This is a genomic window from Chengkuizengella sp. SCS-71B (genome assembly GCF_040100845.1).
Classification (GTDB): Bacteria; Bacillota; Bacilli; order Paenibacillales; family KCTC-33759; genus Chengkuizengella.
Genome location: NZ_JAZHSH010000001.1, coordinates 3,947,347 through 3,962,032 on the forward strand (window position 1 = coordinate 3,947,347; position 14,686 = coordinate 3,962,032).

The window sequence follows — 14,686 nt, forward strand, 5'->3', positions numbered from 1 at the left end:
AAACAACAGAAAAGGTCTTACGGATTATTTTCTACATTGCGACTATTGCTTGGATAGTTAAACAATGGAAAAACTCCAATAAGACCAAATAACCAACTTGGGGTGAGGTGGCAACTCACCCCTTGTATAAAACCATTATATCACTTTTTCTAACACGTTATTCATGAAAAAAAGATTAGATGTATTTACGGTTATAATCATAGCAGCAATAATTTTCATTTCCCTGCAAGCATTAGGTGGTGCAATACCTAGAATTATCTCTATCGCAGTATTATCATTTGGTCTTTACTACATGATGAAAAACTGGAGGAAATAACATGTATCAATTTAAAGATAGGAAAGAAATAAAAGAGTTTATTGCTGCAGAAGTTTTAACATCGGCTGAGGTTATTGACGTGCTTGACATTAGTCGGGCACGTCTTAGCCAAATGATTAAAGACGGAAAGATCATACCTATCAAGAAAACTAAAAGGGATTCTTTATTTTTGAAAGTTGAAATTGAGGAAAAGAAAGTTGAAATGAGTGAATTAAGGAAAAAATACCGTCCTTATGAATAAGAGATGAAAAAATCAAAGGGTGAAAATGTTATGAAATTAACGGATAAGTTAGATGAGCTGATGAAACAGAAAGGGATTAGTCGAATGGGGCTGTCAAAAGAATCTGGAATCCCATACTCCACATTAGTTAACTTCTACGAAAAAGGCACAGACAACGTTAAACTTTCAACGTTAAAAAAACTTAGTGATTACTTTAAAGTGAGTTTAGATTTTCTTGTTTATGAAAATGTCGGAAAAGAAGATAAACTAAATGAAACACTAGAATTTTACAAAAAAAGCGTAGAAAGAAAAAATAGTTTGATAAGTAGAATAAATGAAAAAGATTCAGACACATTACAAATCAATGAAGAAATTGAATTGAGGATTTTGGAGGCTGAGAGAAGATTAATAAATGAGTTTATAGAAGATTTGATTCTCTTAAAAGACTAACCACCCTCAATAGGCGGTTTTATCTTTTAAAAGGAGATTCATAATCCCTAGTATATATAATCTTTATATTTTGAGTATTACCATCAGGACATTCTATATATCCACCTCTAACAAGTCCGTTTAATACTGAACGGACTGTTTTCTCATCTTTACCTGTTTTGATTTCTAGTTCAGGAATGGTTGGCATTCTGCGTTTTGAATGAGAAAAGTTATACAAGATTCGTAATACCTTTCGTTCAAGATCGGTAAGCATCACGAAACCCCCACTATATCATCAAACTTAATCCACTCATACTCACTCTCAAACTCTAGTTTAATTTGTTTTAATTGGGTATCAAATTTAGTTACTGTTCCAGTTTTAAATTCATTCTTACCAAATGAAGTAAACAATTCAATTGTTATTTCAGCCTCTTCCATCATGGATTGGGATAACTGCTCTGATATGATGTTTCTCTCTTCCTCTGCAAGTTTTGGTTTAGTTTTTCTGGTTAATTCGTGTTGAAATTCATTTATGCGTTCAACATGCTCAGGAAGCATCATTCTGCTTGATTCCCATAGCATATTAGAGCCTGGTGTTAATTTATTTTCTTTCATTTTTCTCACCTCTTATAGAACATTTGTTCTAATTATATAAGAGGTACAGGAGGATACGCAAGAGCACAATTTAATATTTCCAAAACAAACACCCAATCAAAACAATCATAAAAACATATGATGAATTAAGTGTAAAAAGCACTAGAACAATTCCAAAAAAAACAGAATACCACTTTCTATATGATGTAAACCTCACTATTTATATAGTGGGGTTTTAAACTATGAAAAATGTGCGCTTGTATCAGAGCATTAACCCAAGCAGTTTAGATTTTCCTTTCATAGTATATATTACATTATATATAGAAAGGAGGGATTCGGATGAGTGCTGCAATTGTATTGGTCCTTTTCATTCTTTTAGTTATTATTTTAGTTGCTTCTTGGAGCACGCTAAATACTCCAACAGGAATAGGGATCTAGAGTAATCTTATTTGACTTATAAAACGTTAAATATGAAGCATAAAGTAGTTACTAAAACTTGCTTTTTAGTAAGTCTATAGATTTGAGAAAATAAAGTTTTTTTCAACATAGTATATATTACATCAAATATAGAAAGGAGGGATTAACATGGGAGCTGCAATTGTATTGGTCCTTTTCATTCTTTTAGTTATTATTTTATTAGGTGCGGGGCGCCCACACAGTTATGGAAGTTCCGTAGGAAAATTCGGATTCGGTTTATCTCCAGATTTACCACAAGGAGTATTTTAATTTTGTATTAATTTCATATAAATTTTATTTGATACCCCCACCAGTTCACATTATGAGCCAGTGGGGAGATAAAACTATATTAACTTATTTTTATCACTCTTATAGACCGTCACACCAAACAATAGAAATGTTATTACATCAACTGCCATCTGGAATGTATCTTGCTCGATCCCATAACCGTAAAATTCTATCCCCTGATATATAAGAGCAGCTATCATAAATAAAATATGTGGTTGTTTAATTCTTTCTAAAAATGTATTCATATTAATTTTCCCCTTTCTTAATTAAACTAGCTCGTTTTTCAATGTTATCCCAACCTACTTGAGCATCCAAAAACTCTCCTGTTTCACGCAATTCAATGTATGTTTTACCGTCTACTAAAAACCCTTGTACTGTTTGTTTTTCATCACCCTTTACTAGATCAATATTTACTGTTTTCAATTCATTTTTCATTCGCTTGTCCACTTCTTTCATAAATTCATCCCATTCATTAGGATTATTCACAAACCATTTATGACAATCTTTCCAACCCACAACCTCTTTATGTAGCCATAAATCAGTTAAAGGGTTAAGGTCAAACTCCTTACAAAGTTCTACACATCGATTGACTAAGGAATTATAGGTTTCCTTAGTCATTTTTCCCTCCCAATCAACATGTGTACACTCTATTCCATAAGTACAATCATTTGGATAGTTTGATAGTCTCTCTAGTGCTTCTTTTGTATAAGTTGATGATCCCACATGATAAGCTATTTCATCTTTTGGTATGCAAACAATCACATCACCGTTTAAGTCAATGATTTCATGAGCAGAACCATAACCATTTTTCTCGTTTTTTCTATTTTCAAAAAATTTGCGGTTAGCTTCGGCTGTGCTTTTTTTGTTCGCAACCCAATGAATCACAACCCCTTTGATCTTTTTGAGTTTTGTACCAGGTCTCGAAAAAGGGTTAGGGGTTAGATAGTTATTAACAATCATTTACCCTCCATCCTTTCTATCATCAATTTTGTTTTCAATTCTATTAAGTTTTTTATCCAAAGAACCGAACCTTTTGCTTAATTCATCTAGGGTGTTATGGAGTCTATTTTCTCGGTTGTTGTTGTTTTTCATCACTTTTATAAGTAACCATACAAAAAGGACCGCAAAAGGTCCCTGAGTTAAAAAATATTGAATGATATTTAATTCCAATCTTATCCACCCTCCTTAACATGAAAGAACCCTGCATTAAATAGGCAGGGTTTTGATATATAAATTTATCTATTCATAGTTGATAAATACTTAGATTATAATAATGTTTGGGACCCAAGGACTCCCTCACCAGTTAGAGGTCCAGCTCCTAATCGTTGAAAAGCAAAACCTAGAGGAGCACCAGCACCAGTTCCTGAACCGACACCATTCCAACTACTCGAACGTCCACTTGCAGCAATTAAAATAATAACTAAAAGAATGAATAGTACTAATACAATTGCAGCTCCACTACCAGAACGTCTTCCATAATCACTCATTCGAATTCCTCCTTTCTATATATAATGTAATATATACTATGAAAGGAAAATCTAAACTGCTTGGGTTGATGTTCTGATACAAGCGCACATTTTTCATAGATTAAAACCCCACTATATAAATAGTGAGGTTTCCGTAGAAGGATTCTATGAGTGGTAATAGTTCTGCCATATATACTATGTTCATACCCTTCATTTGGTATAGACAAATGACTTGCTTGTTTGAAAATGTGTTCCAACCCAAGTCCATACATAAAAATAGAACCTATACTGTGTACGGTTCACCTACGATTTGTTCATATTGTTCTTCTGTGATCTTTGTTCTTTCAACAAATACTTTTACATTTTCTTTACTATAATACTTTGGATAATATCTTTGAACGATCTTAAACCAATCCATTAAATCACACCTCTCTCTACTAACGATAATGTAAGCCCTGCTATTTCTGTTTCTAGTTCTTCGATTTGGGTTTCTTTTTCAAGTGAATTAAGAAATTGTGTAGCATTCTCACTCTCTAAAGATTCTATTTGACTCTCTTTTTGTAATGAATCAAGGATAAGTGTGGCATTTTCAGATTTCAACAATTCAATCTCTTGCTCTGCTGTAAGTGGAGTCTTTGGTGCATTGATAATGTCATCATAAGTAAATATAGAAGGTTGGTCCTCAAACTTCACCGTTTTAATCTGTTCAACATCTTCTAAAGCAGGCGCAAGTTCTTCTGTCCATCGTTCATCCTCTTTTATGACTTCTAGTGGCTCCTGATCTTCATAGGTGATAAGAGGTTCGGTTACTTCCTTGTAATATAATAGATTGCTCTCTGGATCTTCTTTTTGATTTAGGGTTAATTCCACCGTGGTACAGTTAATCATCTGACCTGTTCCTACTTGCCCCCAATATAAGAGGTTCCCATCTTCATCTACTTTGTGAACATCGCTATAAACCTCATTTTCTTCATCCCAAACCTTTTCTATCACTGGTTCATCTGTAACCTCTGTTGTTTCCCCTCTCACGGTACGTTCATACTTCTTTTGTGTGCCATCTTCATTGAAAATGGGAATTTGAGTTGGTGTATTTACCATCACTGGATTTTCTGTTATTTCTGTTGTTTCTATCGTTTTAGGGACCTGCTCAGATACTTCCAAAGGTTCCTGTGGAAGCAAATATAAAAGATTTCCGTCTAGATCCACTTTATGACGTTGTATGATGTCTGGTACCTGCTTGGTTAATCCTTCTAAATCCACATCCTCAATCACAATTTCTAATGGTAAAGGTTGACGGTCAATATCAGTAACCTGATTAGTGACACGGTTTATAATGACATTAGCCATTTACATCCCTCCTAACTGTTTTCTAGTCCTTTAATAATGTTCTCTATTCTTCTTGGTAATAGATTTAATGGATAAAGTTGGTTTTTAGATAATATCGTTTCTTCAAACTGTTGCTTTGCTTCTGGATTTTTCATTTCAATATTTAACTGAGTATAAACATCTAAGATAGCATCTTCTATCTCATTCCAATGAGTAGCCTTGATCGGTGTTACCCCTTTAATAATCGTTGAGTCAGTCCAGTTAATTGGATCAAGACCATTTCTGTTCCTAAACTCATTAACCATATCACGAATGTAATTAAAAACCTCTTTCATAAATGGATTTTCATTAGGCAATATCAAGTTTGAATGTTTAAAAAACGTTCTTGCTTGAATGCTATTCTTGGCACTCTCATTTCCTGCTGCGTCTATAGCAATAACAGAGAGTGAATACAAAGTACCTCCCTCTAATCCAGTAAAGGTATAATTTGTTTCTATAACTGTTGTGATCAACACATCATCTAGATAAACCTTATACCCTACAACACCCACATTATCTGTGGATGGACTCCAAATCAAATTTAGTGTATTTTCTGAAAACCCTACAATAGTTAAGTTTTTTGGTCTGCTTGGAGACTCAAGGTCCTTTTCTTCTACTTCTGCCTGCCAATCCCCTCTGAAAGTGCTAGAAAAATTATACGTACTCCCTGGATCTTCGAGTATGACCATACATGTGATTCGAACGCAATTTTCAGGTAAATCATTTATGCCACCACTATAATTCCTTTCACTTGTATAGTCGGTATTGCTTGATAAAATTGTAGTTCTTACTCCATCTTTGTCATAAGCATAAATGTCAATTTCGTCAACGTGATCATCTGCTGTATAAGGTGGAGTAAAATGATATGATGTGATTTTTTTATAAACAGATTGATCTATTCCATAATCTAGTGTAATTCTTGCGTAATTACTATCGTATAGATCAATATTCACATAGGATGAATCTGGTCGTGTCGATGTGTTTAACGTTTCCTTTTCGCTACTAAAGTTGAGAAAATTCCCTGAGAATATAGCCATATCATCCACCCCCTATTGATACGTCAATATCAACTCTCCATCTTGATCTAAGTACCCCTGTATTTCTCCTGTTTGCGTTCTCCATGCAGTTGGTTTAATAGCTGGATTTCTCTCACCTTCAGGTAGTTTGACTAACGGTTTACCTTTAATCGGTAGCAATAACCCTACCCCATTTTGAGAAGTATCTATTAATCCAGTTTCATTGTAGAAACTAACCACAAGTAGTTTTAACTCATTTTCATGCATGACTAAATGACCGATAATTCCAACCATCGGTTTTTGTAAAGTGGATATTCCATATTGAGTGATAAAGTAGTCTCTAAATCCTGATCCATTGACTTGTATTTCTTTACCTATGTTTACATTCTTACTGTCTGCTGCTAATGGGATATTTGCAAAACCAAACTCACCAAACACGTTTAATGAGTCATTTCCAACCCTGTAAAGTGGATTCATCCAGTGGTGTATACCTTGTTTATCTCCTGCAGCACTAGACAAGTCTGAAACTAATATTTCATCTCGTTCAGCTAATACCGTTACATTTTTAGTCGATTCTAGTTTCTGAGGAACAGGCACATGATCATACCAAAGAGCTACATTGTCCGTTATTCCTGTGCGGTATGATTTAGGGTTATATTCAAGTTTTATTTCTTTAGTTTCTTTACGTACTTTAACGATGTTGGATTTTACATAGTCTACTTCTTCACTTAGTTCTACATCTAGCTTGATATAGTCGGTGTATACAATACTATTATTTTCTGCCGATGCTGGATGTGTGCTGTGGACTAGGATGTATACTTTTTGGTTGTTGGTGATATACGGTAAAAAAGGATCTGGACTAACTGAAATAGTCGTAGGTACATCATCTGTATTTGACCACCCATTTACCCATATTTTACTTTCTTCATTCCATACAGTCATTCTTGCTCCATAAGCCAATTCATTCCCATCGTGACCTTGACCATAACCAGTCCATGAAACGGAAAGTTTACGAAGTTTGTCTTTTAGCTCGGATAAGGATAAACCCAAATGGGATAGGTCGAATTCGAATAATCTACATCTGTGTTTACCTAACTGGCTAGTAATATTAGTTGCCAGTATACCGTCTTGTTTTGACAGATCATTGTATCCTATCTGAGTACTCTCATCATTAAAGCTGTACGGTGTTCTAGTGAGTATATCATCAGTTAGAGTACTACCTAACAAAGTCCTATTCGGTACACTTACATCATCCCCTACGACTTTCCCCAAATAGTTTAACGTGGTTTTAGATTTTCGTCCTTCGCTCCATGTTGGGTTTTCGTTGATGCCTTTTTCTAGTTTAAAATTTCTAGCTTCAACATAAGTCGCTGTATCTGTTTCGTATTTTCGAACAACTATAGTTTCTAAGCTACCATTAGAAAAATCACTCATAAAGAAAGGTGTAAAATCATTCTCATTAAGTTGGACAGATTTTTTTATAGTATTTCCTTGCTTATTAAATGTATAAATACTTATCGTTCCATTTCCTCTTAACTCGACACTTACCGTAAATGGTTCACCTTCGAGTAAATCACATGTGTTTGTACTTGGGTAAACATAGTCATCTACATTCAAATTGCTCAATTTAATTATTCCACCTATTTCTATTGTTGATGAATTTGAATTTATACTCAGGTCTTTGGTATCAATAGGAAACGCTTGATTCTGTGTTAGTAAATTCTCAGTCATCACTGGAAACTCATTTTTAGGTACTAACACATCGTATCTTGTTTCAGATACATCGATTTGTATTTCTAACTCTACATAATCTGTATAGATGGTGCTTGGGGTTACTCCGTCACTTGGGTCTGTGTGTGCTAGGAAGTGAACGAAACCGTTTGAGTCGATTTTATTAGATAAGGATTCACCACTTATAAACAAGTCCTTGATAGAATTATAATTATGTTCTGTAGGTGGATTTCCAAATCTTTGAGAGTACCATTGGGAATATTCTTCATACCAAACATCCAAAAATGAAGCATTGCCATTGGGATTTTCTCCATAACCATGCCAAATAAATTTATATTTTCCTAATATATCTTTCGCCCTCTGCACCTTATCCTCAATTGTCACACAACCTTCAAAAAAACCCTCGCCTAGTTTATCTTGAATTGCTCGGATGATGTTAAAGGAGAATAGTTGTTGTGGAATTTCTCCATTAGTAGATGTTGATACACCATTAACTACCTTACCGTCTAGTTTCTCTAAATTTGAATAGGCAGAGTTCGCAATTTCTGTGATGCTGTCATATGGTGAAATAAGTGTTGAATTTGTCTCGCTAAATCTACTTATATGAGAATTCAAGTCTGTATTTGTTTTTACTTTCCCCTCAAAATTAGCCTTAATAATAACAATTCCATCATCACTTTTAACCAATTTTTGCTTATTCACTTCACCTTCTAAAACATCCTTAGGTACATGTTCAATTCCATTTCCACCTGCATAGTTAACACTATATTCAATAGTAAGTGTTTCTTTATTATCATTTGGAGGTGTAATTATTGTATAAGTTGATTCGTTTGTTAAAACACCATCCCATTTACCAACAATTCCATCTGCCTTAACAATACTTTTTGTAATTACTGAATTTTCATCTACATCTGCACCAAGAACTGCTTCAAATTGTATTGTTTTTTCAGTTGAATTTATGGCAGTTATATATCTTGTTGTGCCTGACCAAATATCTCCACTTGGTTTAACGATCAAAAAACTATCTCCTACTGAAAATTCACTGACATCATCCAGATATAAAACAGTACTGTTAACATCCCCTCTAACTACTTTTGCTAAAGAATTATCTACGGTGTCGATTATTCCAAACAATCCATTTTTGCATGTGATTTTAATCGTATCCCCTGTTGACCAAACACCTACTGTAGCTTGTGTGACTTCAATATGTTTTAAGTGGTCGTTAGATAGTACTTCTATTTTATCGGACACTTTTTGACTTGTTTGTGCATCTGATAGGATGCGTTTTTGTTCGGTTAAATCGAATCTTGTATTGGTTTGTTGATTTACATAGTCCGCAGGAACGTACCATTTGCCACGTGGTATAAGTAATGTTCCTAGTGTTTCGTCCGTTATGTCTCCAATAAAAATAGATGGTTTTGTATTGCCCCCATCTACAGTATCATTATGAAAATATACTCTTGCGTACATAGCATTACTTGGTGTAGTTATATTATGATCTGGTATATGAGATATAAAGTTTAATTCAGAATCAAAAAATACCCATTCACGCCTGTTAGTATTTAAACTTAATGTATATTTGGTATTGGGTGTAACTCTAAATATAGATGTTGTAATGTAGTTAATGTTGCCTGCGGAAGTTAAACTTGTATTTGTTGTATCATGATTAACATATCCATATTCGAAACTACCATCCCATATATTCCCCACCACATAAGGGTAACTATCCTGCTGAACCTCAACATAACTCGGTGCTTTCTTCAAACCAAAATACTCTTTATGCATGGTTACATTTCCGTTTTCGCTTGCAAGCAGTCGGTTAAATTCTTCGTTCATGAGTTTATTGTAATCTACGCCTGTTAAGCTGACTTTGTGTCTTAGGTCGATGATGTCACGTTGATCTATTAGATTAGAGAATAAACCATTGGGAACGTCTGATTTAATGTAATGTTCTGATGATGAACCTCCACCGTTAATTAATCCTAGATATGTTACAGTTTCATCGTCATTGATGGAAACAACCTTAGCTCTGTCAGTCCCCGATAAAGATATAATGTCACCAACATGCATAGCATTTCGCAGTTCTAAACATGTATAAACAGTTATCTCTTGTCCTTCTACAGTTCTTCCTCCATCAGTAAAATAAATTTCTCCCTTTATATACTCCCTTGCACCATTCACATTCTCAGGACTGTATTCTGATGAATTACGTCTTGATATACGAAACATAGGGATAGCATAGACGTATCCGTCTGCTGTAAGTAAGGTGTCTTTTGAAGTATCAGAACCATTACCAGCAATAAACATTCCTAGATCGTTGAAATGTAAAAAATACTCTGAATCATGATGTGTAGTAGCATTTGGGTTATTATATACACTTTCACCAAAAAACATAAACATGGCATTGCTTAAACTGGTGGGTTCAGAGTTTCCTCCTTGTGGTTTAACTAACTCATTTTTTTCTGAATAATTAAGGATATTATGATCAAAAATTCCTTCAGAATAAGTTTCAAAATCTACTCCTGCAACACTTCTAATCCTCCAACTCATTTCATACCCATTACCCTCTATAGGGAACCAAGCTTCTAGGAATACTAAGTCCTCACGTTTTCCCTCTGTTGTTGCTCCTGGTAGTTCAATGACTGTACCTTCTGGAATAGTTAATATATATCCATTAATGTTGGCTTTTTCTTCTTTTAGTAATGTGATTTTGTTAGGTTCTGATAAATCAAGATCAGAGCAATTTAGAAATCCACTGTGTATGGTATTACGTATCAAACCTACTTGAGCATCTTCAAGAGATACATCATTATCAATCAATGTTTGAAATACCTGATTAAAGTTTTCTGGGTAGCTTCTTGTACTTTCTGTAAAGCCTTTTACACTCTTGTTAACTCCGACTTTTTTAGTACCATTGATCTCAACTAACGTTTCTGGTTGAATCGGCATCTTTCCACCTCCTAAAACTCTGCGTCATAATCAAATTCAATCACTGTTCCAGTATCCAATCCTTTATTGGTGAAGGTTTTCATGGCTACTAAATCACCGTCTGAATCAATCAATCCTGCTTCATTGATGTTTGTTCCGATTAGGTTATCTATATCTGCATTAATGGTTGCAGAATATCTGGAGGTGTACGGATCAGGAAAAACTTGCATGGCAGTCTTTGATATCACTTGATTAAATAATGCTGTTTCATTTCCCGTTAACATTCTCGGTGTTCCGTTCCCTTCTGTGCCTCCGCTGCCAAATACAATTGTAGATACTTTAGGCAATGAGGCTATCCCTGCGTGTGCCTTAGCAAGCTTTTCTCTCCCTTTATTCGTTTTTACACTCGCCAATTTATATCACCTCTTCTTTAATAAGGTTGTTATTTTTATAAGTTCTGATGGTAAGTGATTCAGTCTGTTCAACATACTGTCTCATTCTTTCTGGGTTCTCTCCTTTCATAAATGTGTTGCCGTCCATACCCCAAGAACCATCCGTATATATTCCATTTGAGTCCGGTGTAAATGGATAATTACCTGGTCCAATTAATCCTGCTTTAAAATGTATGGAGTCTTGTTTTGTATAATTAAGTTCAAAGTCGGTAATTAAATGGGTATAGATTCTCATCTTTGTCTCGTGATTAAGTTCCATTGAGATGATGATTAACAGTCCCAAAATGTGTTCCAGGTGTGCAGGTTTCATCTCCTCAAATGTAGAGCGAAGGGTATCATAATCTACTAAGCTATCAATGTTATGTCTCGTTTTAAAAGCATACTCACCGAGTATGGGGATAAATTCCGCTGATCGATCCAAGCTGTATTTATTCGCTAATTCTAGTGCATCCTCTTTATTAAACGTTCCTAGTCCTGACATTTTAGAAAGAATTCTTGAACGTCTTATATCTAATGAATCAGAAAGATTGGGAGTAATGAAAAAAGATTTTTCCCACAATTCAATTCCCCATGTTGCAGTAAATATAAATAATTGGTCTAATACTTCTTTACTGTTTTGGGTCAATTGATCAAACTCAATGCCCTCAGCCTCAAGCAAGGTTTGCATTTCAGCATAACCCTCATAAAATAAGGGTAAATAAGATTTTAAATTGTCAGATTTCATTGATCGTCACCGTCCCTAATACGGGAATTTGCGTATCACTTAATTGAATGTTTTGTGTGCTTGAATTAATCGTTAGGTTTTCATGGTCAACCACATATTCAGTGGTTAGGAGAATCGCCCCAACCTTACTGATCCGAACTAAATTCTCTCTAAATGAAATAGATCGTAAATAGGTACTTATGGATTCTTCTGTTATGCTCTTTACACTTCCTACATCGCTACCGTCTTGAAGAGTGAGCGTTGCGGATACGTTAATCGGCACGGTTTCAGCACTCTCTACGGTGATTGTATGTCCTATGGGGATAATGGACTCCAAGTACTCTTGAACATTGGATACTAACTCATCTGATGCAGGGGAATAAGTTGAATCCACGATGATGATTTTCACTGTTCCCCTCCCGTTCCAAAGAGAAATGATCCTAGCATCCCCCACCCCTTTTACAGAAGTAGCCCATTCGTAATAGTCATTTACATTTCCACTAGTACGAGGTTTAGATACCTTATCTTGGTATCTTTTTGTTAAAGATTCATCATCTTCTTCATCTGTTCCAGGTACTAAAACATCCGAGAGTTCGGCACGAACTAAACCCTCAATATAATCCATCGGCAGTAAAGTTCCAAAAGATTGATTTCCTATCTCCCCAGAGATTTCACACTCTAAAATGAACTCCCCGACTTCTTGTTTCTCTATTACAACGTAATGTACATTAGATATTGAAAACCGACTCCCCATCACTACATCTATGGGTTGGTCATTTTCCCCGTAAAATAATCCTTTACGTTTGGCTTTTGTAGGCTCCCTGCGAATGACCCCCATTTCTTTGGCTCTTAATGCTAAAAACTCTCCGGTAGAAGTGCCTGCGAATCCTAATTTTAATACACTGTCTAACTCTTCATACATTTGTGCAAGTTCAATAGCCGAGGGAGCAAGGGCATCATAAATAATGCTCCCTTCTCGTTTATCAACATTATCAGGAACACTTTCCAGCATTCGTTTTAAAATATAATCATAGGTTTGATCCTCATACACTCAGATTCACCTCTTCATTAAAATCTCCAAATTGTGAAATCACCGTAAACTGAACAACCATTTCATCACCGTTAAAGTCAAACTGAACATTTTTAATCCCTGTAATTCGATCATCCTGTTTCAGTGCTTCTTCCATTCGATTTTGAATCTCAGCCTGTGCCATTGAACTTAAATTTGAAAACTCACGACCATAATCAAAACCGTAAATAAGATGTTCAAATCGTTCGGTTTGTAGAATTTTAAATACAGCTTGTTTAACTGCCTCTAATCCATCAACCGTGCCTGATATCTTCATTGTGTTATGATTTAATCGATAAGTCCGACTTGGTTGTTGCTGTACAGAGATTGAATCATTTTGAATCTGCCCTCCTTGAGGAATCATGAGCTCACCACCCTATCTAAAACAATGTATTGTTGTCCTCCTTGAATCCGTAAAAGTAGGACTTTATCCCCTACTTCTAACCCTTTTCTTATCACTATAGGTTCATTTAAACTTTCTTCAGTGCCAACATGTGAGTGCTTCAAGTCAACTACAATTTCTGTCACGCTTTCAGGAACCACTAAAAAATCCTCTGGAAGTTTGAAACGCTGATCAACGTTTATTTCAAGAGGATTAATTTTTGCTACGGTTCCGTATAATATTTTCGTTGGACCACTCGCATTTACTGCCCCTAAACTTGCTTGTTTAATTAAATCTATCATCCCACTTCAATCACCTTCAGTTCTAGTTTCATTGTATGGACATTACCCTCAAATTGATGAGTACATTCATCTATAAGGAAGTTTTGACCGATTCCTAATTCTTCGATAAAAATTGGTACATAAGATCCAGCGCGAATTTTGAGATCTCCCATCGCCTCTACTTTTAATTTCTTCTGTTCACGATTCTTCAGTTCTGCTAGCTGTTCTGTCAAAGCTTCAATTTGAGCTGGATTCATATTTTCAACTTTTTTATAAAACTGAAGCAAACCCCACTCTGAGATCGTTTCACTATCTTTAATAATGTAAACGTCGCGTCGTCCAGTTTCTTTATTATCCTGCACAACTTTAATTTGATTGTAAGAGTCTTCTATGGATATGGAGTGTTTGTAATCATACATCAAGCTATCATTGCCCAAGGAAATATCCACGGCTAAACTTTCAATATTTTTTAAAGTCAGTTGATCGACATCATCATATAGTACAAAGTTTTTGCCGGTAGCAATTAGAGTAAAATCCAAGGCTTTATTAATAATATCTAGAAGCTTTTGATTATCTTCCACTAACTTAACCTTATGTTCAGTATCCTCAAGTTCCCCTACTTGAAGTTGAAAATCAGATGCAATTTGTTGAATAATTTGAGTTGCTGTAACATTTGAAAATACATACGTATCATTCATCATTAGGTATCGAATCTGGTCGTAGGCTAAGACTTTCAACTCTCTATCTTTGTTTCTGTCTGTTTTAAAGATATACCCTTTAAATATTTTCTTCCCTTCAGCACGAACTTCAACGATGTCACCAGAATCAGTTTTAAAACTCTTACTTTGATAAATACCGTTATTTAAGAGAGTGAACTCTAATTTTCCTGCACTCCCTATTCGTTTTGTTTTCCATTTCATATTCGAAACGAGTTCTGATATATCCCACACGTTCCCATCTCGATTATCAATTATAACTTCTATATCCATG

At 35.0% G+C, this 14,686-nt stretch carries 19 protein-coding genes; 3 read left to right on the forward strand and 16 right to left on the reverse strand.

Annotated features, from left to right (window positions below; all coding sequences use genetic code 11):
- Nucleotides 1-317: 317 nt before the first annotated feature.
- Complete coding sequence (locus VQL36_RS19130; protein WP_349250830.1) at nucleotides 318-557, forward strand: DNA-binding protein; 240 nt, start codon at nucleotides 318-320, stop codon at nucleotides 555-557.
- 3 nt (nucleotides 558-560) lie between these two features.
- Nucleotides 561-986 (forward strand): helix-turn-helix transcriptional regulator, encoded by a 426-nt coding sequence (locus VQL36_RS19135; protein WP_349250831.1) that lies wholly within the window; start codon nucleotides 561-563, stop codon nucleotides 984-986.
- A gap of 19 nt (nucleotides 987-1,005) precedes the next feature.
- Here VQL36_RS19135 and VQL36_RS19140 read toward each other — a convergent pair whose 3' ends face one another.
- Both VQL36_RS19140 and VQL36_RS19145 read right to left on the reverse strand, forming a co-directional pair.
- The gene (locus VQL36_RS19140) at nucleotides 1,006-1,239 is read right to left on the reverse strand and encodes a hypothetical protein (RefSeq protein ID WP_349250832.1); all 234 of its coding nucleotides are present in this window, start codon (nucleotides 1,237-1,239) and stop codon (nucleotides 1,006-1,008) included.
- The gene (locus tag VQL36_RS19145; RefSeq protein WP_349250833.1) at nucleotides 1,239-1,580 is read right to left on the reverse strand and encodes a YolD-like family protein; all 342 of its coding nucleotides are present in this window, start codon (nucleotides 1,578-1,580) and stop codon (nucleotides 1,239-1,241) included. The genes VQL36_RS19140 and VQL36_RS19145 overlap by 1 nt, the downstream gene beginning before the upstream one ends.
- 564 nt (nucleotides 1,581-2,144) lie before the next feature.
- On the opposite strand from VQL36_RS19145, the gene VQL36_RS19150 reads away from it, so the two are divergent.
- Nucleotides 2,145-2,285: a hypothetical protein gene (locus tag VQL36_RS19150; protein WP_349250834.1), complete on the forward strand. Its 141-nt coding sequence runs from the start codon at nucleotides 2,145-2,147 to the stop codon at nucleotides 2,283-2,285.
- 74 nt (nucleotides 2,286-2,359) lie between these two features.
- Here the strand turns inward: VQL36_RS19150 and VQL36_RS19155 are convergent, their stop codons facing one another.
- The 14 genes from VQL36_RS19155 to VQL36_RS19220 all read right to left on the reverse strand — a co-directional run bounded on the left by VQL36_RS19155 (nucleotide 2,360) and on the right by VQL36_RS19220 (nucleotide 14,685).
- A complete protein-coding gene (locus VQL36_RS19155) occupies nucleotides 2,360-2,548 on the reverse strand; it encodes a hypothetical protein (protein WP_349250835.1) in 189 nt (62 codons plus the stop codon).
- A 1-nt stretch (nucleotide 2,549) separates the two neighbouring features.
- A complete protein-coding gene (locus VQL36_RS19160) occupies nucleotides 2,550-3,263 on the reverse strand; it encodes an N-acetylmuramoyl-L-alanine amidase (protein WP_349250836.1) in 714 nt (237 codons plus the stop codon).
- Complete coding sequence (locus VQL36_RS19165) at nucleotides 3,264-3,473, reverse strand: BhlA/UviB family holin-like peptide (protein WP_349250837.1); 210 nt, start codon at nucleotides 3,471-3,473, stop codon at nucleotides 3,264-3,266.
- A 95-nt stretch (nucleotides 3,474-3,568) separates the two neighbouring features.
- Nucleotides 3,569-3,790 (reverse strand): hypothetical protein, encoded by a 222-nt coding sequence (locus VQL36_RS19170; RefSeq protein ID WP_349250838.1) that lies wholly within the window; start codon nucleotides 3,788-3,790, stop codon nucleotides 3,569-3,571.
- 262 nt (nucleotides 3,791-4,052) lie between these two features.
- Nucleotides 4,053-4,187, reverse strand: a complete 135-nt coding sequence (locus VQL36_RS19175) for an XkdX family protein (protein ID WP_349249426.1) — start codon at nucleotides 4,185-4,187, stop codon at nucleotides 4,053-4,055.
- Entirely contained in the window at nucleotides 4,187-5,116 is a 930-nt protein-coding gene (locus VQL36_RS19180) for a hypothetical protein (protein ID WP_349250839.1), read from the reverse strand. Before VQL36_RS19180 ends, VQL36_RS19175 begins: the two co-directional genes overlap by 1 nt.
- 11 nt (nucleotides 5,117-5,127) lie before the next feature.
- The gene (locus tag VQL36_RS19185) at nucleotides 5,128-6,171 is read right to left on the reverse strand and encodes a fibronectin type III domain-containing protein (protein WP_349250840.1); all 1,044 of its coding nucleotides are present in this window, start codon (nucleotides 6,169-6,171) and stop codon (nucleotides 5,128-5,130) included.
- A 12-nt stretch (nucleotides 6,172-6,183) separates the two neighbouring features.
- Nucleotides 6,184-10,830, reverse strand: a complete 4,647-nt coding sequence (locus VQL36_RS19190) for a hypothetical protein (protein ID WP_349250841.1) — start codon at nucleotides 10,828-10,830, stop codon at nucleotides 6,184-6,186.
- Nucleotides 10,831-10,841: 11 nt separating this feature from the next.
- On the reverse strand, nucleotides 10,842-11,222 hold the full coding sequence (locus VQL36_RS19195) for a phage tail protein (protein ID WP_349250842.1): 381 nt from the start codon (nucleotides 11,220-11,222) through the stop codon (nucleotides 10,842-10,844).
- A gap of 1 nt (nucleotide 11,223) precedes the next feature.
- Nucleotides 11,224-11,985, reverse strand: coding sequence for a putative phage tail protein (locus tag VQL36_RS19200; RefSeq protein WP_349250843.1), 762 nt, complete (start codon nucleotides 11,983-11,985; stop codon nucleotides 11,224-11,226).
- Nucleotides 11,975-13,015 (reverse strand): baseplate J/gp47 family protein, encoded by a 1,041-nt coding sequence (locus VQL36_RS19205; RefSeq protein WP_349250844.1) that lies wholly within the window; start codon nucleotides 13,013-13,015, stop codon nucleotides 11,975-11,977. The genes VQL36_RS19200 and VQL36_RS19205 overlap by 11 nt, the downstream gene beginning before the upstream one ends.
- The gene (locus VQL36_RS19210; protein ID WP_349250845.1) at nucleotides 13,008-13,397 is read right to left on the reverse strand and encodes a DUF2634 domain-containing protein; all 390 of its coding nucleotides are present in this window, start codon (nucleotides 13,395-13,397) and stop codon (nucleotides 13,008-13,010) included. The genes VQL36_RS19205 and VQL36_RS19210 overlap by 8 nt, the downstream gene beginning before the upstream one ends.
- Complete coding sequence (locus tag VQL36_RS19215) at nucleotides 13,394-13,717, reverse strand: DUF2577 domain-containing protein (protein ID WP_349250846.1); 324 nt, start codon at nucleotides 13,715-13,717, stop codon at nucleotides 13,394-13,396. The genes VQL36_RS19210 and VQL36_RS19215 overlap by 4 nt, the downstream gene beginning before the upstream one ends.
- Nucleotides 13,714-14,685, reverse strand: a complete 972-nt coding sequence (locus tag VQL36_RS19220; RefSeq protein WP_349250847.1) for a hypothetical protein — start codon at nucleotides 14,683-14,685, stop codon at nucleotides 13,714-13,716. The genes VQL36_RS19215 and VQL36_RS19220 overlap by 4 nt, the downstream gene beginning before the upstream one ends.
- Nucleotide 14,686: the final 1 nt, after the last annotated feature.

What these genes read in the sequence shown, in the direction of transcription:
- VQL36_RS19190 (WP_349250841.1), bottom strand. Translation starts at nt 10,830, where the DNA reads ATGCCGATTCAACCAGAAACGTTAGTTGAGATCAATGGTACTAAAAAA.
- VQL36_RS19175 (WP_349249426.1), bottom strand. Translation starts at nt 4,187, where the DNA reads ATGGATTGGTTTAAGATCGTTCAAAGATATTATCCAAAGTATTATAGT.
- VQL36_RS19210 (WP_349250845.1), bottom strand. Translation starts at nt 13,397, where the DNA reads ATGATTCCTCAAGGAGGGCAGATTCAAAATGATTCAATCTCTGTACAG.
- VQL36_RS19160 (WP_349250836.1), bottom strand. Translation starts at nt 3,263, where the DNA reads ATGATTGTTAATAACTATCTAACCCCTAACCCTTTTTCGAGACCTGGT.
- VQL36_RS19155 (WP_349250835.1), bottom strand. Translation starts at nt 2,548, where the DNA reads ATGAATACATTTTTAGAAAGAATTAAACAACCACATATTTTATTTATG.
- VQL36_RS19215 (WP_349250846.1), bottom strand. Translation starts at nt 13,717, where the DNA reads ATGATAGATTTAATTAAACAAGCAAGTTTAGGGGCAGTAAATGCGAGT.
- VQL36_RS19150 (WP_349250834.1), top strand. Translation starts at nt 2,145, where the DNA reads ATGGGAGCTGCAATTGTATTGGTCCTTTTCATTCTTTTAGTTATTATT.
- VQL36_RS19170 (WP_349250838.1), bottom strand. Translation starts at nt 3,790, where the DNA reads ATGAGTGATTATGGAAGACGTTCTGGTAGTGGAGCTGCAATTGTATTA.
- VQL36_RS19220 (WP_349250847.1), bottom strand. Translation starts at nt 14,685, where the DNA reads ATGGATATAGAAGTTATAATTGATAATCGAGATGGGAACGTGTGGGAT.
- VQL36_RS19145 (WP_349250833.1), bottom strand. Translation starts at nt 1,580, where the DNA reads ATGAAAGAAAATAAATTAACACCAGGCTCTAATATGCTATGGGAATCA.
- VQL36_RS19200 (WP_349250843.1), bottom strand. Translation starts at nt 11,985, where the DNA reads ATGAAATCTGACAATTTAAAATCTTATTTACCCTTATTTTATGAGGGT.
- VQL36_RS19130 (WP_349250830.1), top strand. Translation starts at nt 318, where the DNA reads ATGTATCAATTTAAAGATAGGAAAGAAATAAAAGAGTTTATTGCTGCA.
- VQL36_RS19135 (WP_349250831.1), top strand. Translation starts at nt 561, where the DNA reads ATGAAAAAATCAAAGGGTGAAAATGTTATGAAATTAACGGATAAGTTA.
- VQL36_RS19185 (WP_349250840.1), bottom strand. Translation starts at nt 6,171, where the DNA reads ATGGCTATATTCTCAGGGAATTTTCTCAACTTTAGTAGCGAAAAGGAA.
- VQL36_RS19180 (WP_349250839.1), bottom strand. Translation starts at nt 5,116, where the DNA reads ATGGCTAATGTCATTATAAACCGTGTCACTAATCAGGTTACTGATATT.
- VQL36_RS19140 (WP_349250832.1), bottom strand. Translation starts at nt 1,239, where the DNA reads ATGCTTACCGATCTTGAACGAAAGGTATTACGAATCTTGTATAACTTT.